Genomic DNA, 19,462 nt, shown 5'->3' with positions numbered 1-19,462 from the left:
CTCCAAAAGTCCTAGTTTCTTATGGCTAGGTACCTGAAATTTTTTAGGATAAATAATTAGGGTCCGTAGACCCTAACGGGCATTTATTGCTTAGCTTTCGTGTAGGTAACAACGCACAAAGTGGTTATCTGCGAGTTGAGTGACACCCGGTAATTGCTCTTTACACTTGTCCATTGCGTGAGTACAACGGCCTGCAAAAGGGCAACCTGCTGATACTGGTGTCCAAAGAGGTATTTCCCCTTTATTTCCTGCCAATTGTTCGTGGATCGATTTCTTAGGATCTGGAACCGCAGAAACCAGCAACTGGGTGTAAGGGTGTTGAGGGTTAGCAATAACGTCATCGGTATCGCCCCATTCAACCATGTGACCCACGTACATCACCGAAAGATCTTCAGCGATGTAACGAGCTGTTGCGATGTCATGGGTGATGTAAAGTAGAGACATCTGTTTCTCAAACTTCATCTCTTCCATCAGGTTTAAAACACCCGCACGAATCGATACATCGAGCATTGATGTTGGCTCATCGGCTAATACAACTTCTGCCCCTACCGCGATGTTACGTGCAAGGTTGACACGTTGACGTTGACCACCAGATAACTGGTGTGGGTACTTCTCTGCCGTTGCTTTTGGTGGGATTAAGCCAACCTGCTCGAGAAGATCATATACACGTTCCTGCAGTTCTTTTTTATTGCCCGGTTTGATCTTTTTATGGATTAACAAAGGGCGAGCAATATGGTGAAAAATGTTGTGCGTTGGATTTAAAGATCCAAACGGGTCTTGCCATACCATTTGCACACCTTCACGGTAATGCATAAGATCTTTTTTGCTTGAGATCTCTTGGATGTCACGGCCTTTGTACTCGATCGTACCGCCTGATGGCGCATACATTTTTGCGATCATTTTTGCCGTTGTTGATTTGCCTGAGCCAGACTCACCAACTACCGCTAAGCCGCGGCTTTTGTACATTTTGAATGACACATCGTTGATCGCACGCATCATCGGGGTTTGAATGGTGGTGCTGCTTATTGGGAAGTCTTTTACGACGTTCTTACCTTCTACCAATAATTGACCGAAATCTTTGCTCATAATTGTCTCCAGAATCCTTGTTCGCTTTGCTTGTTTTAGAGCGGTTAAACCACTTTGTTATTTATTCACGCTGAGTGAGCGTGCAAGCTATAGCTTCCTTTGTACTATTGGGTCGCCGTACAGGTGGCAGTTAGACAAATGTCCCGGTTCGATTGCACGTAGTGAGGTCGGTACTTTGGTGCAGGCTTCATGTACACGGTCACAACGAGCTTGAAAACGACACCCTTCAGGAATCTCTAAGAGGTTCAAAGGGTTGCCCGGAATACCTGCTAACTTGGTCTTTGGCCCTGTTAGCGGTGGGAAAGAACTTCCCAGCCCTTTGGTGTAAGGGTGGTAAGGGTTTTCTAGAATATCTTGAGAGTTAGCAATCTCAATAAGCTCACCTGAGTACATGATGCCGATACGGTCAGAGAATTCGACCATCAATGACAAGTCATGGGTGATGAACAGAATCGAGAAGCCAAACTCTTCTTTTAGTGCGTAGATCTTTTGCAAGATTTCGCGTTGCACAACCACATCAAGTGCTGTTGTTGGCTCATCCATAATTATCAGCTTTGGATTCAGCGCAAGAGCGATAGCAATAACCAAACGTTGACGCATACCACCAGAGAATTGGTGAGGGTAGTCACTCAAACGACTTGGGTGAATATCGACGATCTCAAGTAGACCTTCAGCGCGTTTTTTTGCTTGTTCACGAGTCATGTTGGTGTGATGCATAATCACGTCACAGAACTGCTCTTCCATTGGTAATACTGGGTTCAGCGCGTTCATTGCACTTTGGAATACCATGGACATCTCGCTCCAACGGAACGCTTGCATGCGTTCATCACTGTATTCCAGGATGTTCTCACCGTTGAAGATAACCTCGCCACCACTGATATATGCTGGCGGCTTATGTAGACGCATTAAAGAGAAAGCGACCGTTGATTTACCACAGCCAGATTCACCGGCTAGGCCAAATACTTCACCTGGAGCGATATCAAAACTTACGTTGTTACACGCGCGAACATCGCCAGCTTCAGTGATGTAATCTACGCATAAGTTACGGATAGAAATTAATGGTTTAGACATGATTATTTATCTCCGCTCCAAAGTGCATTTTGTGGTGGTAAGTCAGGTTCGCGTTCTTCTTTGTCTTGAGCTGCAAGTTTCTTCCAACGCTTCATGCCTTTATGAGAACGCAGTTGAGGGTTAGCAATCTCATCGACAGCAAAGTTAAGTAGCGCAAGACCAGTTACAAGTAGTGTTAATGCGATACAAGGAGCCAATAGTTCCCACCAAGCGCCAATCAGCATTGATGAAGAGGTTTGAACGTTGTAAAGCATGATGCCCCAGCTGATTGTGTTCGGGTCACCAAGACCTAAGAACGAAATCGTTGCTTCCATCATGATTGCGTACATCACCGAACCGATGAAGCTCGCGCCAACGATAGAGATAAGGTTTGGCAGAATCTCAACGAAGATGATGCGGAATGAAGATTCACCCAAAACTTCTGCTGCTTTTACAAATTCTTTTTCGCGTAGTGCCAAGGTTTGAGAACGAACAACACGCGCGCCCCAAGCCCAGGACATAAAGCCGATAACTAAGGTTATGGTGAGTGGTCCAGCCTCACCGATAAAGGCTGCAACTACGAACAGCAGTGGGTATTGAGGGATAACCAACATGATGTTCATTGCGGCGGTTAAAATATCATCGACACGGCCGCCAAAGTAGCCAGCAGAAACACCGATAACCGTTGCGAGTAGACATACAGTTAGACCAGCACCAAAACCTACAGCAAGAGATACACGTGCGCCGTATACCACTTGTGACCAAACGTCACGACCCATACGAGTTGTACCAAGTACGTGGTCTGCCTTTTTAGACATAATCAATGTACGACGGTCGTCTGCTAGATTTTGAGCAACCCAGCCATCAGGGCTTGTTTGTGCAGACTTAACAACGAAGCCTGGGTATTCGTGTGGATTACCTGTACGTTTGTCTGGAACGTGTTTGGTGATCAATGGAGCAGCAATCGCGCCAAGGATAAAAATACTTAGGATGATGACGCCAGTTAGGGCCATCGGGTTACGCCAAATGAGTTTTAGAAAGTCTTTCATGATTATTTACCACCCTTACGAAGACGAGGGTCAAGAACAACGTAAAGCATGTCTGCAACTAGGTTAAAGAACAGCATGAATAGCGTCATGATAAGTAGCTGACCTTGTAATACTTGGTAGTCACGAGCGTTGATTGCGTTGAAAAGTACGCTACCAAGACCTGGGTAGTTAAAGATGATTTCGATAATTAACTGACCACCGATTGCCATACCTAGCGACATAGAAAGGGCAGTGACACTTGGTAGCATCGCGTTACGAGCTGCGTAGTTGAATACCACTCGGTTTTCGCTAAGGCCTTTGCCTTTAGCCATCGTGATGTAGTCTTCAGCTAGTAGGTTGATCATGTTGTTACGCATGTTCACTAGGAAGCCACCAATTTGAACAATGGAAGCACACACCAGAGGTAAGAAAGCATGATACGCAACGTCTTTAATGAATGCCCAGCTTGTCCAATCAGGTATCGTACCTGCGGTATAGGCGTAGCCTGTTGGGAACCACTTCAAACCGATTGCGAAAGTAAATAGTGCAATCATTGCTATAACCACTTGAGGAACGGCTTGTAGAATCAGCATCCCTGGAGTAACAAATGCATCGTATTTGCTGCCACGTTTCCACGCTGCAAAAATACCTAGGATTGAACCAATTGAGAAAGAAAGAATAACTGCGGTGCCAGCTAAGAAAAGCGACCAACCGAATGCGCCACCTAACAGTGTGTTTACTGAAAGTGGGTAGAACTGGATTGATGTACCAAGCTCCCAGCTTAGAATGTTCTTCATGTATGCTACGTATTGAACCACTAAGCCGCCATCAACGAAGCCTAATAGTTCTTTCATTGCAGCAATACGCTCAGGAGTAACTTGTACAGAAGCGTTCGCAAACATCATGGTAACTGGGTCACCAGGCATTGCTCTTGGAATAATAAAGTTTAACGTCGCTGCAACTAATAGCGCGACAAAATAAAATGACAAACGTCTTAAAAAATAACCCATAACTCACACCTTACTCACCCAGACTGTTTCCCTGTTTCTGGATTCAGGTCGCTCCTAGCGAAATTTGGAACGAAAAATCCCCTGACGACTAGCGCCATACTTTCAATTGATAGTGTGGGGATTTTTATAAGCGGCGTAAGAAGTTACGCCGCAAAGATTGAACGATTACTTATTTAACTGGTTTTAGGTCCAGTACATGAAGTAGACGCTCTGGAATACCAGCCCAAATGTTTGGACGGCCTTTTGGATTTTCTTCGTTCCACCAACCAGTAAAGCGAGTTGTGTTGTATTGGTACATGTAAGCACCAGACATCACAGGGATCGTTACTTGGTCTGCAGCGATGATTTGCTGAATACCGTGTGCGATATCTAGCTGTTCGTTCTTATCAGCTGTTTTGTAGAAACTGTTTAGAAGACCATCTAGCTTGTCGTTTTGGTAGAAATGCATCGCGAAACGAGGCATACCATCACCAGATTGAAGTGATGAGTTGTAAGCACTGTTCCAGTACGTGTATGGATCTGCACCGTGGAAGTAGTTTGTGTAAGCTACGTCGTATGTACCTTCAAGCATCGCTTGGTTGTACACAGAGAAGTCAGGCGTACGAGCTTTCGCTTTAATGCCGATTTCGTTTAGCTGTTCTACCGCTAGTTGAACTGTGTTGTTGAAGTCAGTCCAGCCATTTGGCGATTGGATCATTAGTTCGAAAGACTTACCAGATGGAGTATCAACAAAACCATCTTTGTTTACATCTTTGAAGCCAGCGTCAGCAAGAAGCTTTTTCGCGCCTTCAGCGTTGTAAGTGTTGAAGCCTTTGTACTTGTCATGAGTTTTTTCATCAGACCAAGCTTCAAACGCGTAACCAAGACCAGAAGCGAAGTCATTTACTGTACCGCCACCGTAGAATGCGATGTCGATGATAGTTTGACGGTCAAGAGCCATAGAGAAAGCACGACGGAATTCAACGTTGCTCAATGCTTCATGCTTCGCAGCATCAGGGTGCTTGAAGTTAACGATGAATGCCTGTGTACCTGCTGGCGGGTACCAGTAGTGGTGTTTCGGGCTAGCTGCTGCGTATGTGCGGTCGATATCTGGAACGAAAGAAGACGTCCAGTCCATTTCACTGTTTACAACTTTACCTAGGAATTGGTCGTTGTTCGCAATTTGTGGAACTCGTAGACAGTCAACATCTAGGTTGTCAGCATCCCAGTAGTTCGGGTTTTCACACTGGATGTAAAGTTGTGCTGTAAACGTATCGATCTCTGTAAATGGACCAGAACCCACTGGATTTTCATTAGTGAAAGTTGATGGGTCTTTAATGTCTTTCCAGATGTGCTTAGGTACTACTGGTACTTTAGCAATCTCATAAGGTACGTTCGAGTTTGCTTCTGTTAGGCTGAACTTAACTTGGTGATCGTTCAGTTTTTCTACAGAAGTTACCCAAGAGTTGATACCAGACTGGTCAAGCTCTGGCTTCTCTTTTACAAGGTTGAAAGAAAAAACAACATCATCAGCAGAGAAAGTTTCTCCGTCAGACCATTTAACACCCTTACGAATGTCGAAAACAACACTCATCAGATCATCTGACATCTTGAAGTTTTCAGCTAGACGGAACACTGGAGTGTTACCGTGCATTTCGTTAAATACTACTAGCGGCTCATACATGAAGTCAGTTGTAGTATGTAGGTTAGTAGCACCAAGGTACGGGTTAAAGTTACGTACGAATGTAGTGTACTCTTTCGGGTGAACGGTCAGTTCGCTGCGTTCTGCAGCAGTTGCTACTGATGCAAAACCTGTTGTAGCAGTTGCAATAATTGCTGTTGCTAGTGCTGTTTTTTTTATATTGGCAAGCATAGCTGTTCCTTACTATTTGCTTTCATTTCACTAATGGATTGAATGTTATCTGTCGCTAATTGTTTAGTAGATACACACTCTAGTTAAAGGCCTACCTCTTCTTCGTTGCTCCAGATTTGTTGCTTCTTCTGAGAAGTGGTAAGAGTGGCCTGTAGGCCTTTGGCAGGAGTAAGAAAACACCTTATCGATGAATTAATCAAACTCGTTTCCCGTCAAAAACGTTAAAAACACATAACCACACGTCATTAACGTCAAAATAGGGTGCTTTGGTGGTTTTTTGTGCGCAATTGTTATGGTGATGTGACTCGCAATTGAATTTGTAGTTTTGATAGAATGTAAGTGCCTACTTACTTAGGGGGCTTTTAATTATAATTCCTCGCTCTGTATTGATGTAATTGTAGATCTTGGTCACTTGCTGATTTTACGTTAAATTTTCCTAGAAAATTAAATCTGCCGTTCTGTTGTGACTCGCTTCTCAAACTGCAACAAAGAGTCAGCTGACTGTTAGAAAATGCGGAGAATAGGGTGAGTAAGCGCGACTTTTTAAAGGTGCATTAAAGCTCAAGTAACGTGATATCCCTCTTGTTTAAAGGCGTGAAAAAAGTGCATTCGAACAGATGTTATTGCTCTTCGAATCGGAATGTTATGTACAAAAAAGCCCACACGAGGTGGGCTCCATTATTTAAAGTATCGTGATGTTAGTTCAGGATTAGCTGGTCAGTAATTTCTGTAGTTTATCCCTTAGCATCTCAATATGAGTTCTTTCTGGTGTCTGTTCCTTACAGTGCTCTAGAATGAACTCAATAGAACTCAATACCGTGCGCCAGCGAGGCGTCTTCGGTAAGGTTTCAAAGCGTAGATATTTATCTAGGGTTCGTGTTTGAAGCGTGCTTCGGTCTAAGTAAACACGCCATAAACCACTCTTCTCTGCGAAAGCAAACTTCGTTTCACCTGTGACTGACTCCCAATAAATGATGGCATTGGTCATCGCATCCACCAACACTTCACGCATTAGTTCTTGTTTGTTTTTACCTTCACCGGTTGCCTTATCAGCAAGGCGAGTGAACTCACCGCCGAGCTCTTTCAGTTGTTGCAGTTTGTCTTTATCGCCTTCAAAAGCATAACTTGAAAGCGCTTCAACCGCCGTTTCAAGGTTATTGATACGGTTTGAGTTAACACCACCACCGACATTGAAGATATACATGGTATCGAGCCCTGAGCCTTCAGGCAGCTTAAGGATGTCACTTGGTATGCGCTGACGCGTATCATCAATATAGATATCGATGTCGCCACAGTAGTGAGCTTGTTCCACCTTGAGGTATTTAGGTGCAATGATCTCATCGGCCATTGAGCGCTTAAGTTGCTCTTGTCCGCGTCTAAACAGTTTCGCCGCCGCTTCGTTGGCAAAGCGAATGCGTTGGTCTTCTCGAATACAGATAATGGCTTCTGGAGCTGATTCTAACTGTTCTAACAAGCGTCCTTGAGTTTCGAGTAGGTTAGCTTCAACCATGGCTCGGTGTTTGAGCTCTAGTTGCAGCAGGTCATTCTCAAGGCGTCTCTGTTCGGCCTTACTCGCGGATAAGTGCGCTGTGATTCGAGCAGCCAGTTCTTGTTTGTTAAACGGCTTAGATAAGTAATCGTTGGCACCAGCTTCAAAGCCACGAACACGGTCTTCCGCTTGATTAAGTGCAGTGAGCATGATGATTGGCAATTGCGCATGGTCATATTGCTTACGCAGCGCTTCACACACCTGATAGCCACTCATACCCGGCATCATGATGTCGAGTAGAAGCAGTTCTGGCTTCTCTTTCTCAATCAGTTCAATCGTTTCCGGACCGTCGCATGCGGTGCGAACTCGATAACCTTCTAATTTCAAGAAGCTGTCTAACACGCGCAAGTTGACCGGTTCATCATCAGCAATCACTAACAACGGGCCGTTCGGGTCTTCGCTAATAACGCTATTTTCTTGCTGAGTGTTATCAATCAAATCAGGCACTTGGAAGTGTGAATAGCTCCCAGATTCATTGTAGCTATCCAACTCTTCCTGGGTAGCTAGAGGCAATGTGAAGCTGAAGGTCGTCCCAAGCATAGGCTGGCTACTTACGTACAGCGAGCCACCCATTAGCTCGATCAGCTGACGGCTAATGGACAACCCAAGCCCTGCACCTTGGCGATAGTTACTTGAGTCTTGTCCTGCTTGAATGAGTGGTTCAAAGATGTGTTCTAGGTATTCTGCTGGGATACCTTGGCCGGTATCGACAACTTGTACACGAATGTTGTCGTCGATAACGCTTGCTGAGATAACAATCTTACCTTCGGATGTGTACTTGATGGCATTGCCGACCAAGTTATACATCACTTGTTCCAGTCGTTGAGGATCAGACGAGACTAACCCTAAATCACTTGGAACTTGGTTGATAATACGGATTGGTTTGTTACCTAACAGGTGATGAGATAACTCAAGCACTAAGCTGGTGGCAGCAGACAAATCAACGGCTGATTTCTTAATATCTAAGCTGCCATAGCGCATTTTGTGGTAATCGAGCAGGTCATCAACCAAGGTCGCCAATCTCTGACCACTATTGATGATGATATCCAACTGGTACTTCTGGTTGGCGGGAATAGGCCCGTTCGCACCAGATATTAATGCCTCTGCGATACCAACCATACCATGCAGTGGTGTTCTGAGCTCATGCGAAGTCGTCGCCAAGAATTCATCTTTCAGTTTATTGGCAAGCTGCAACTCTTCGTTTTGCTTTTGAATCGTTTTGAGGTTGTCTTCTAACTCATCATTTTGACTTCTAATCAGCAGCATTTTTTCACGGATAGAGCGCTGCATCCTTTCAAAGCTAACAGCTAGGCGACCTATCTCGTCTTTACGTTCGGTATTGATCATCGTTTCATCAAGATCGCCGGCTGAGACCTTCTCGGCCGCCCAAGTGAGCTTTAACAATGGCGAGGTGATGAAGTTCGATAAGTAGTGCGATGCAACGACCACGAGAATGATCGCTGTCAGCATCACAATCACGAAGATCTTTTCTAATTGATGAATACGAGCAAACGCCTCTTTTTCCGGCAGTTCGACAACCAATGCCCATGTTGCGTATTTAAGCTCAATCGGGGTGTAAGCGGCGATGATCGCCTGATCGAGAGTGTTGTCAAACGTGCCTACTGCTGTTTCACCAGCTAGAGCTTTGTCGACAACATCTAAGCTTAGGTTAATTGACTCTTGAGAGTGAGCAAGGCTGCGAGGTAAGTGGTCACTACCAACAAGAAGTGTTTGAATATTAGAGCTTTTGTTTAGATCCGCAATAAGCTTGGTAATACCGTTAATTGGCAGTCTAAACATCGCATAGCTGTGCAAGTACCCTTGTTGAACAATAGGTGCACCGAGCCATGCGGTTTGCTTGCCGTTTTCGTCTTTAAAATCAGACACGATAACAGGGGTGTAATCTTCGTTGGATTTACGCTTGTCTGTTACGTCCTTAGCCAGCCTTTGAAAGGTGACCCCAAGGTTTGAATCTTTGTATTTGCCGGTCAGTAAGTTGGTACCGTAGTTATCACGCTTAAATACGGAGTAAGCAACGTTACCGTTAATGTCGACTAATAGAATGTCATCAAAGTCTGAACGCTTAAGCAGTTCTTGATATGAGTTATGGTAGCGCTTATGCAGCAAGCGATAGCGTTCGCTTCCGATGAAACTGCTCGACTCAGGAAGAATAGATGTTTTGATTTGATCGCCTGAACCTTGAATGTAGCGCTGTTGAGCATTACTGCGCGCTTCATCAATATCTAAGCCTAGTCGTTGAAAGGCATTGATTAAACCGTAGAAACGCCCACCACTGGCATTGGCCAGCTCTGAGCGAACGAAGCCCATGACTTGCGATTCTTGTGCCTGTAGGTAATCGACGATTTGTTGCTGCTTAGTATCACGGACCGAAACAAGGTGCGAAGTACTTTGTTCCTGAAGATCCTGACTGTGCGATTGGAGGAAAAAGATCGCGATAAGTGTCACTGGGGTAATACTGAGGACGAGAAACGCCAACATTAGGGTATTTTGAAGGCGCTTAAACTTCTGCTTTCGATAGAATCTAAACATAAATTGGGTACTACTTTCCTTTGATGTACTGCTAAAAGGGGCGAAAACAAGTACAGAGAATAGAATTAATGGGTTCCAATTTAACGAAATTAACGAGTTTTTTTACTTTGACAAGTAAGTGGTATTTAAAGCGTGTGCAAAAGCTCATTTTTATAGAGCTTTGATAAAAATATGAACAGACAGCGCAGATTATGACCCTGCGCTGTGTTAGATAGGCTACTTGTTTGCGTGGTATATCGCGAATTTAGTGGTCTTATTTAGAGTCGCGCATTTTCCAAACGCTTGTTCAATAATAGGCACGTATTTTAAGAAGCTGTTTGCAACAATAATCATCTCACCAGAGCGCTTGAGGTGCTTTGGCGCCTGCGCTAGCAGAGTTTCCGTTGCACTGTAGCTTGTGTCTAATCCTGAGTGGAAAGGCGGGTTACTGATGATGAACTGATAGTCTTTAGACGTATCAGAATAAACATCAGATGCGAAAACTTTGCCCGCTAGACCATTGGCTTCGAGGGTTGCTTGGCTTGATGCGACTGCGAACGCGCTGATATCACACATTTCTAGCTCGATATCAGGGTTACGAGATGCCATAACCGCACCTAACACGCCTGCACCACAACCAAAATCCAGTACTTTGCCTTTTAGTTTTGGCAGAGTATCCAGTAGAAGTTGGCTACCCACATCGAATGCACCGTGGCTAAATACGCCAGGAAGGCTTTTAACGGTAAGTGATTGCTCGTCAATACTAACTGTGTAGGTTTTAAACCAATCTTGTAGGTTGAAAGCTTGTGGTTGCTCGAAGCACTGACCCCAGTAGAAAGAACAACGGCGCGCTGAATCGTATTTTACGACCTTGCCATAAGGGGCAAACATCTTCTCAATGCTTTTCACGCCTGAGCGGTTTTCACCAACGACAACGATTTCAGTGTCTTTGCCTAATTTTGCAAACAACATCGCGAGTAAGAACTCCGCTTCCGCTTTTGCTTTTGGCCAATACAACATTACCAAGTCAGCTTTGGTTTCTTCGGTGAACTCAGCACCGTAAAAACGTTGAATAGAGCTGCAGTTATCTAATTGGCGGTAATAGCTGTAATTAGAGGTATACACGGTGACAGATTCACAATGTTTGGCTAACTCAACAGGGAATAAGTCTTCTGCCTCACCAGCAACTAAAACATGTTTGCCTTCAAAGTAGGCGAGTTGACGCTGAGCAATCTGGCTTGGGGCAATGTAGGCGGACATAGGACACTCTATTGAATCGTTAGCAAAAAATGAGGGCGGATTTTCGCATAATCCGCCCAAAGCTTGAAGTGTTTAATACTCGTTCGCCAACCAAGTTGACGTTGAGCAGGTTAACTCTTGTCTTGCTGGTTCAAAAAGTCCTTAAACTCTTCATCGTAAATATTGAAAAGGACGATCGTAATAGCAAAGATCAGTGGACCATAGATCAGGCCTATTAAACCAAACAGTTGAATACCACCCAGTAATGAGAAGAAGATCATTAGGGTGTTCATGCCTGCGCTGCCCTGCATTAATAGCGGGCGCAGTAGGTTATCAATTGAGCCCACAATCGCAACGCAGTATACCGTTAGGAAAATAGCCCAAGTGGTATCGCCCGTTAGGAATAAGTAGGTTGCGGCTGGGATCCAGATAAGCGCAGTACCAACCACGGGAATAAAGGATGCGAAGCCTATCATTGTGCCCCAGAATAGACCTGGGAAGCCCGCGATCCACATACCTAAACCGCCCGCAAAACCTTGCGCTATTGCGGTTAAGAATGAGCCCATCACGGCTGATTTAGAAACCTGCTCAATCTCGGTTAGCAATTTGTCTTCTTGGCTACGAGATAAAGGCAAAATATGACGAACAACGCTGATGATTTTGTCGTGATCTCTCAATAAGAAGAACAACACAAACAGCATTAAGAAAAAGTCCATTAAGAAGTTAGTCGCATCACCAAGGATCTTCGCACTAATACCCACAAGTTTTGAACCAAAGCTGGTGGCAAATTCTGCGACTTTTTGCGCTATTGCTTTTGGTTCGATATTGTCAAAAGGTAGATAATTGTTCACGAACGATAAAGCTTTCACGACTAAAGGGTGTTCAAATAAGGTTTGAATACCGCCGTGTGTTACCCATTGATAGGTGTTTTGCGAGAATAACGATCCTTGCTGCACGATGGCTGCAAATACCGCCAACAAAGGGATGACGATAATGAAAGTGAGGATCACACAAGAAAGTAGAGAGACTACGTTCTCTTTATTCGGTATCTTCTTTTCAAGCCATTCGTGAATCGGAAACATCAATAGTGAAATGATAAATGCCATCACGATTGAGTTAACGTACGGTTCGATAAGCAGATAACAAGCATAAGCCGCCGCGAGTAGGGCAATGATGATTACCCAGTGGCTTGTATTGATTTTGAGTTTTTCTGACACAGTAATGGTCTCTATATTGACGTTCTGAGTTTATAATGGCTGCAAAACAGAGAGTTAGCAATGAGGAGTTTTCATTATGGGATGTTGTGGTAAAGATAAAAAATGCCAAGATGAAGAACAGCAAACAAAAAAAGAGATCCCGTGGTTTCGAATGTTTCTAGGCACAATTATGTTGCTGGTTTTTCTTTTTTGGGAACGTTAAAGGCTTATTAGTACAGGGTTAGCTTGTTTCGTTAAGGTGTTTGCCTTAAACACAAGGGCTCAAATACTAAAAAGGGCTGCAGTAATGCAGCCCTAAATTCAAACGCTTAGCTAAAGTGTTAGCTGTTTGATTCGTTGCTTTCTGCAGCAATAATAGCGAAACAGCGATCGGCTGCTTCTAATGTTGCATCAATCTCTTTTGAACCGTGAGCAAGAGACGTAAAGCTTGCTTCGAATGCTGATGGTGCTAAGTAAACACCGTGTTTTAGCATCAGATGGAAGAAGCGCTTGAAGCGTTCTACATCACACTTGGTTACATCTTCGTAGCACGTTACGGTTTCTTGATCAGTAAAGAAGAAACCGAACATACCACCAACTTGGTGCACTAGCATTGGAATGCCGTGTTTGTCAGCAAGGTGTTTGAAACCGCTCGCTAGCTGTTTAGTTTTCGCAGCAAGACGTTTCTCGTTACCTTCTTCTCTTAATAGTTTCAGACACGCGTAGCCAGCTGCCATCGCTACAGGGTTACCAGAAAGCGTACCTGCTTGGTAAACTGGACCTGTTGGTGCGATGTATTGCATCACATCTCTACGACCACCAAAAGCACCCACTGGCATACCGCCACCGATCACTTTGCCAAGACACGTTAGGTCTGGCTTGATGTTGTAGTAAGCTTGAGCACAACCTTCTGCAACGCGGAAACCTGTCATTACTTCATCAAAGATCAGCAACGCGCCTTCTTGGTCACAGATTTCACGAAGACCTTCATGGAAGCCTTCTACTGGCGGGATGCAGTTCATGTTGCCCGCAACTGGCTCAACGATGATACATGCGATTTCACCTTTATTTGCCGCGAAGATTTCACGTACAGAATCTAGGTTATTGAACGTTGCTGTTAGCGTCAGCTTAGCAAAGTCAGCAGGAACACCTGGAGAGCTTGGTTGACCTAAAGTCAGTGCGCCAGAACCTGCTTTTACAAGTAGGCTGTCTGCGTGACCGTGGTAACAGCCTTCAAATTTAAGGATCTTGTCACGACCAGTGAAGCCACGAGCGAGACGAATCGCACTCATTGTTGCTTCTGTACCTGAGCTAACCATACGCAGCTGTTCCATTGATGGAACCATTTCAGATACTAGCTCAGCCATTTTGATTTCAGTTTCAGTTGGAGCACCGAAACTTAGACCACGTTGCGCTGCATCAATAACAGCTTCACGGATAACCGCGTGGTTGTGACCTAGGATCATTGGACCCCAAGAGCCAACGTAATCGATATATGCTTTACCATCAGCATCAAAAAGAAGTGGGCCGTCAGCTCGCTCAACGAAGATTGGAGAACCACCTACACCGTTAAAAGCGCGCACTGGAGAGTTAACGCCACCTGGAATAGTTTGCTGTGCCTTTTGATACAGTTCTGCTGATTTGGTCATTGATATATCCTCTTTTGACTGTCGGACCAATTGGCTCGCATTGTACCTATCCCGAATCCAACTAGGAATGCTTTCGCCGATATAATCCCCCGAATCTGGTTGTTTTGTGTGGTTACACGTTTTAATTGTCAGATTATGGCGAGTTTACAACAGTAAAAGGACCGATCCTGTGGTGAATACTTGAACGTTTCAGTCAGGTATTAGATAATCCCCAGAATATAAGAAAATACTCAACAACTATGGTCTCGAATTAGATTTGTATCATGTTGTTTTTGACACAGGTAAGAGAGGTTGTCGTGAGCGAAGTAAATATCCCATTGTCTTTTTCTGATGCAGCAGCTACCCGCGTACAGACGCTAATTGCTGAAGAAGAAAATCCAGAACTAAAACTACGCGTATACATTACAGGTGGTGGTTGTAGTGGTTTCCAATACGGCTTCACATTTGATGAAAAAGTAAATGATGGCGACACTACCATTGTAAACAGCGGTGTAACGCTGGTTGTTGACCCGATGAGCCTACAGTACTTAATGGGCGGCATGGTTGATTACACTGAAGGCCTAGAAGGCGCACGTTTCTTTGTAAATAACCCGAACGCGACAACAACATGTGGCTGTGGTGCTTCATTCAGCGTATAGCTTGAACTGAAGAAGCTGAGGCTACATTAGAAATACTGCAAACGCCGAACCTATGTTCGGCGTTTTTGTGTTTATAGACTCCCCAAAAAGCCGCAGTAAGTTAAGCCTCACGGTCGACCGTGAGGCTTTTTCATCGAAATCAGAATTTACCTCGATATTTAACCTATTATTTTTCAACATATTCCCTTCATTTTTAGTACACGGCATATTTTTTAAACTGTCGATAATGTCCAACTTCGTTTGGTTTTGGTCTGTTAAGGTTATCTCTGTGCATATGGAAGTTGCACATAACCGTGTTAAGCCAATTAGCGCGCTTTAATTACATCGGACAAAAGGATTTGTTATGCCCACTCTATTTCCTAACTCGCCACTTTTTCAGAAACTTAAGCAGCCGTGGCTGGTTTCGCTGATTTTAGTGATGTTGTTGTCTATCTGGCTTGGCTTAGGAGTGGGACAAGCGGAAGAGTCGCCAGAGAAGAAAGCGACAGAAATTCCATTGGCTAAGGTTTCCTTTCAAACATTCAGTTCATCACCCACCTTCAAAACGATTGACCTCTATGGACGAACGGCGCCCGATAGACATGCTCGATTGGGAGCGGAAGTTGCGGGAAAAATCGTCCGGCTGAATGTTGTTAAAGGCGATTTGGTTAAAGCAGGACAAGCCATTGCTCAGATTGATAAAGGCGATTTAGAGATCCAGTTGGAGCGAGCATCGGCGTTATATCGTTTGAAACAGAAAGAATTTAAAGCTGCGCAGTCTTTGAAGAAGAGAGGGCTTCAAGGGGAAATTGCCTATACCACTGCAGAGGCTTCACTAACGGAAGCAAAGGCCATGAAGCGCAATGCGGAATTGGCTCTAAAGAACACAGTGATTACCTCACCTTTCTCTGGCGTGGTTCAAGATTTGATGGTGGAGCTCGGTGATTTCGTTGGTGTTGGCGATCCTGTCGCTGGCGTGATTGACCTCGATCCTTTGGTTATTGAGGCGGATGTCAGTGAGCGTCATATCCAGCATTTGTTAGTCAATCAATCCGCTTTGGTTCGCCTGTTAGAGAGAGAAGAAGCGGAAGGTCGTCTGCGTTATGTTTCTCGAATCTCTTCTGCCTCAACCAATACCTTCCCAATTGAGATTGAAATCGATAACTCTGATGGTCTGTTACCTGCCGGTGTTAGTGCTGAAGTAACCCTAAATCTAGAAACCAGAGATGCAATCAAAGTGACACCTGCCATGTTGGCACTAGATGAGGCCGGTAATCTTGGGGTTAAAACTTTGGTTTCAATTGATGACTCACCAATCGTGAAATTTGTCGGCATTCAACTGGTGAAAGCTGAGCAAGATGGAGTGTGGCTTACGGGGTTAGGTCAGCGTGTCGATATCATCACGGTGGGGCAAGGCTTTGTTCGTGATGGTGACTCGGTGATTGCTGTTGAGCAAGGCGCTGAACTCTCTAACGTAACCGCAGAGTAGGAGATAACTGATGTATTCAATTATTGATGCAGCCTTGTCTCGTGCTCGAACAATGCTCTCCCTTTTAGCGTTAATTCTTGTCGCCGGTGTCGTTACTTATATCACGATACCTAAGGAATCGAGCCCAGACATCACCATTCCAATTATCTACGTTTCAGTCGGGCACCAAGGGATCTCGCCAACCGATGCGGAGCGTTTATTGGTACGCCCTATCGAGCAAGAGCTTAGGTCGATTGAAGGCGTAAAAGAGATGACAGCAACCGCAGCAGAAGGGCATGCCTCTGTTGTGTTGGAGTTTAACGTTGGTGTCGACCTAACTAAAGCGATGGCGGATGTGCGTGATGCTGTTGATCTTGCTAAACCTAAACTACCAGAAGACAGTGACGAGCCGACTGTGAATGAGGTGACACTCGCGTCTGAGCAACCTGTGTTGTCAGTGGTTCTGTTTGGCACTCTTCCTGAGCGCACCATAGTGCAAATTGCCCGAGATCTTGGAGATAAACTAGAAAGCTATCGCCAAATTTTAGAGGTCGATATTGCAGGCGATCGCGATGACATCGTTGAAATCATTGTTGATCCTCTGTTGATGGAGAGCTACAGCCTAGATCAAGCGGATATTTACAACTTGATCGCTTTGAATAACCGAGTGGTTGCGGCCGGTTTTGTTGATACCGGGTATGGGCGTTTCTCGGTCAAAGTTCCTTCGGTGTTTAACTCTCTAAAAGACGTGCTTGAGCTACCAATTAAAGTGGATGGTAAGCAGATCGTGACCTTTGGTGATGTGGCCACGGTTCGTCGAGCGTTTCGAGACCCTGAAAGCTTTGCCCGTTTAGATGGTAAATCTGCGGTTGTCTTGGATATCAAGAAGCGAGCGGGTGAAAACATCATTGAAACCGTTGAGCTCGTCAAGGCGGTAATGAAAGGTGCTCAGCAGCAAGCTGAATGGCCAAATAACCTATTGGTTAAATACACCTGGGATGAATCTAAAGATGTGAAGATTATGCTCAACGATCTGCAAAACAATATCTTATCCGCCATCATTTTAGTGGTGATCGTTATCATCGCCATTCTTGGTGTCCGAACCGCATTATTGGTCGGAATTTCAATTCCTGGGTCATTCCTCACTGGGTTATTGGTGCTGTCTGTGTTTGGTTTAACCGTGAATATCGTGGTGCTTTTCTCATTGATTATGGCGGTTGGGATGTTGGTTGATGGAGCGATTGTAGTTACCGAGTTTGCCGACAGGCGAATGCAAGAAGGCGAAGGGCGTAAAGCGGCTTATCGAGATGCAGCTAAGCGTATGGCATGGCCGATAACAGCATCTACTGCAACAACGTTGGCGGCATTTGCTCCGTTACTGTTTTGGCCGGATGTGACGGGCGAGTTTATGAAGTTTTTGCCATTAACGTTGATTGCGACCTTAACCGCGTCATTGATTATGGCGCTGTTGTTTGTGCCAGTATTAGGCGGTTTGATAGGCAAGCCTCAATACGTATCACCTCAAAGCCAAGCGCGAATGGTGGCATTGCACAATGGTGATTTCTCACAGGCGACTGGCTTAACCAAGGCGTATTACCACACGCTTTCGATTGCGATTAAACACCCATTTAAGATTCTCTTCAGTGCGATATTACTCGCGGTTGCGGTTGGTTTTACGTATTCCAAAGCCGGTCTAGGTGCAGAGTTCTTCCCAGAAGTTGATCCGCCATTCTTTAACGTCAAAGTTCGCTCCCATGGTGATCTTTCTATCCAAGAGAAAGATGTCATCATGCGTGATATTGAACAGATGATGTTGAATCATGACGAGTTCGATACCGTTTACACTCGTACTGGTGGTGACGACCAAATTGGTTTGATATCGATCACCCCTGTGGATTGGCAATACCGTCGCAGTGTTAAGGCGATCATTGATGAGTTAAAAGTGCAAACCGATCAATACGCTGGTGTTGAGATCGAATATAAGTTTCCAGACGCAGGGCCTCCGGTTGAAAATGACTTAGTGATTGAGCTTTCGGCTAAAACACCGGAACAGCTCAATCAGGCGGCTAAGATTGTAAGAAGTTGGGCGGATGGTAATCAAGCGCTGACCAATATCAGCGACACTGCAAGCAAAGACGGCATCGATTGGAAGGTGGATATTCGCCGAGACGATGCCGCCCGTTTTGCAGCTGACGCGACTTTAGTTGGTAATACCGTTCAATTTGTGACTAATGGATTAAAGATCGGTGATTACCTGCCTGATGATTCATCAGAAGAGGTCGACATCTTGGTGCGTTATCCAAATGACAAGAGAGATATCGGGCGCTTTGACCAGTTGAGAGTCAAAACACCTGCTGGCTTAGTGCCGATTACCAATTTTGCACAGATAGTCCCTGATCATAAACAAGACACGATTAAGCGTCTCGATGGTAAGCGAGTCGTGAACATCATGGCGGATATGGAAGAGGGCTATAACCTTGCTCTCGAACTGCCAAAGATCGAACAGTCGCTGAGTGAGTTGGGGCTTCCGAGTAGCGTTGAGTTCCGTATCCGTGGTCAGAATGAAGAACAAGAAAACTCTTCAGCCTTCTTACAAAGTGCATTCATGGTTGCTCTTGCGGTCATGGCCTTGATTCTGATTACTCAGTTCAATAGCTTCTATCAGGCATTTTTGATTCTTAGTGCGGTGTTGTTTTCAACGGTTGGTGTGTTTGTTGGCTTGCTTATCTTCCAACGTCCGTTTGGCATTGTGATGTCCGGTATTGGGGTGATTGCATTGGCTGGGATTGTGGTGAACAACAATATCGTGCTGATCGATACCTATAACCAGCTAATTAAAAGAGGCTTGGATAAGCGAGATGCGATTCTAAGAACTGGTGTTCAGCGTTTAAGGCCGGTAATGCTGACAACTGTCACCACCATTTTAGGCTTGATGCCGATGGTGTTAGAGATGAACATCGACTTGATTAATCAAAAGATAGAGTTTGGTGCGCCGAGTACGCAATGGTGGTCACAGCTAGCTACTGCAATTGCTGGAGGTTTGGCATTTGCGACGGTACTAACCTTGGTGCTGACGCCTTGCTTACTGATGCTAGGGCGAGATAAAAAAACTGAGGATAGCCAAAACATTAGTAGTTAAGGTAAGCGTGATTGAAGCAATCACGCTTAATCACAGCAACGGATTCTATG

Annotated in this window: 12 protein-coding genes; 3 read left to right on the top strand and 9 right to left on the bottom strand. The window is 44.8% G+C overall.

Annotated features, from left to right (window positions below):
* Positions 1-90: 90 nt before the first annotated feature.
* The 9 genes from IHV80_RS13205 to hemL form a co-directional block, all read right to left on the bottom strand.
* Positions 91-1,086, bottom strand: a complete 996-nt coding sequence (locus tag IHV80_RS13205; RefSeq protein ID WP_192889343.1) for an ABC transporter ATP-binding protein — start codon at positions 1,084-1,086, stop codon at positions 91-93.
* 87 nt (positions 1,087-1,173) lie between these two features.
* Positions 1,174-2,157, bottom strand: coding sequence for an ABC transporter ATP-binding protein (locus IHV80_RS13200; RefSeq protein ID WP_192889342.1), 984 nt, complete (start codon positions 2,155-2,157; stop codon positions 1,174-1,176).
* A 2-nt stretch (positions 2,158-2,159) separates the two neighbouring features.
* The gene (locus tag IHV80_RS13195; RefSeq protein WP_192889341.1) at positions 2,160-3,185 is read right to left on the bottom strand and encodes an ABC transporter permease; all 1,026 of its coding nucleotides are present in this window, start codon (positions 3,183-3,185) and stop codon (positions 2,160-2,162) included.
* A 2-nt stretch (positions 3,186-3,187) separates the two neighbouring features.
* The gene (locus IHV80_RS13190; RefSeq protein WP_192889340.1) at positions 3,188-4,174 is read right to left on the bottom strand and encodes an ABC transporter permease; all 987 of its coding nucleotides are present in this window, start codon (positions 4,172-4,174) and stop codon (positions 3,188-3,190) included.
* 169 nt (positions 4,175-4,343) lie between these two features.
* Positions 4,344-6,026: an ABC transporter substrate-binding protein gene (locus IHV80_RS13185; protein WP_102437736.1), complete on the bottom strand. Its 1,683-nt coding sequence runs from the start codon at positions 6,024-6,026 to the stop codon at positions 4,344-4,346.
* A 709-nt stretch (positions 6,027-6,735) separates the two neighbouring features.
* On the bottom strand, positions 6,736-10,125 hold the full coding sequence (locus tag IHV80_RS13180; RefSeq protein WP_192889339.1) for a response regulator: 3,390 nt from the start codon (positions 10,123-10,125) through the stop codon (positions 6,736-6,738).
* A 216-nt stretch (positions 10,126-10,341) separates the two neighbouring features.
* The gene (gene rsmC / locus IHV80_RS13175; RefSeq protein ID WP_192889338.1) at positions 10,342-11,364 is read right to left on the bottom strand and encodes a 16S rRNA (guanine(1207)-N(2))-methyltransferase RsmC; all 1,023 of its coding nucleotides are present in this window, start codon (positions 11,362-11,364) and stop codon (positions 10,342-10,344) included.
* Positions 11,365-11,474: 110 nt separating this feature from the next.
* Positions 11,475-12,560, bottom strand: a complete 1,086-nt coding sequence (locus IHV80_RS13170) for an AI-2E family transporter (protein WP_192889337.1) — start codon at positions 12,558-12,560, stop codon at positions 11,475-11,477.
* 320 nt (positions 12,561-12,880) lie between these two features.
* On the bottom strand, positions 12,881-14,188 hold the full coding sequence (gene hemL / locus IHV80_RS13165; protein ID WP_017106926.1) for a glutamate-1-semialdehyde 2,1-aminomutase: 1,308 nt from the start codon (positions 14,186-14,188) through the stop codon (positions 12,881-12,883).
* Positions 14,189-14,484: 296 nt separating this feature from the next.
* On the opposite strand from hemL, the gene erpA reads away from it, so the two are divergent.
* From erpA to IHV80_RS13150, 3 genes are all read left to right on the top strand, one after another.
* Positions 14,485-14,826, top strand: coding sequence for an iron-sulfur cluster insertion protein ErpA (erpA, locus tag IHV80_RS13160; protein ID WP_004734539.1), 342 nt, complete (start codon positions 14,485-14,487; stop codon positions 14,824-14,826).
* A gap of 343 nt (positions 14,827-15,169) precedes the next feature.
* Complete coding sequence (locus IHV80_RS13155) at positions 15,170-16,294, top strand: efflux RND transporter periplasmic adaptor subunit (protein ID WP_192889336.1); 1,125 nt, start codon at positions 15,170-15,172, stop codon at positions 16,292-16,294.
* Between the two features lie 10 nt (positions 16,295-16,304).
* Positions 16,305-19,412 (top strand): efflux RND transporter permease subunit, encoded by a 3,108-nt coding sequence (locus IHV80_RS13150; protein WP_192889335.1) that lies wholly within the window; start codon positions 16,305-16,307, stop codon positions 19,410-19,412.
* The last annotated feature ends 50 nt before the right edge of the window (positions 19,413-19,462 follow it).

Origin of the sequence: Vibrio bathopelagicus (assembly GCF_014879975.1) — a bacterium.
Taxonomy (GTDB): domain Bacteria; phylum Pseudomonadota; class Gammaproteobacteria; order Enterobacterales; family Vibrionaceae; genus Vibrio; species Vibrio bathopelagicus.
The sequence above is the reverse complement of the archived record's forward strand: the minus strand, read 5'-3'. Positions and strand labels throughout refer to the sequence as shown.

Bases quoted from the DNA above. Each gene is read 5' to 3' on its own strand.
- IHV80_RS13150 (WP_192889335.1), top strand. From the start codon at position 16,305: ATGTATTCAATTATTGATGCAGCCTTGTCTCGTGCTCGAACAATGCTC.
- IHV80_RS13190 (WP_192889340.1), bottom strand. From the start codon at position 4,174: ATGGGTTATTTTTTAAGACGTTTGTCATTTTATTTTGTCGCGCTATTA.
- rsmC (WP_192889338.1), bottom strand. From the start codon at position 11,364: ATGTCCGCCTACATTGCCCCAAGCCAGATTGCTCAGCGTCAACTCGCC.
- hemL (WP_017106926.1), bottom strand. From the start codon at position 14,188: ATGACCAAATCAGCAGAACTGTATCAAAAGGCACAGCAAACTATTCCA.
- IHV80_RS13205 (WP_192889343.1), bottom strand. From the start codon at position 1,086: ATGAGCAAAGATTTCGGTCAATTATTGGTAGAAGGTAAGAACGTCGTA.
- IHV80_RS13195 (WP_192889341.1), bottom strand. From the start codon at position 3,185: ATGAAAGACTTTCTAAAACTCATTTGGCGTAACCCGATGGCCCTAACT.
- IHV80_RS13180 (WP_192889339.1), bottom strand. From the start codon at position 10,125: ATGTTTAGATTCTATCGAAAGCAGAAGTTTAAGCGCCTTCAAAATACC.
- IHV80_RS13200 (WP_192889342.1), bottom strand. From the start codon at position 2,157: ATGTCTAAACCATTAATTTCTATCCGTAACTTATGCGTAGATTACATC.
- IHV80_RS13185 (WP_102437736.1), bottom strand. From the start codon at position 6,026: ATGCTTGCCAATATAAAAAAAACAGCACTAGCAACAGCAATTATTGCA.
- IHV80_RS13155 (WP_192889336.1), top strand. From the start codon at position 15,170: ATGCCCACTCTATTTCCTAACTCGCCACTTTTTCAGAAACTTAAGCAG.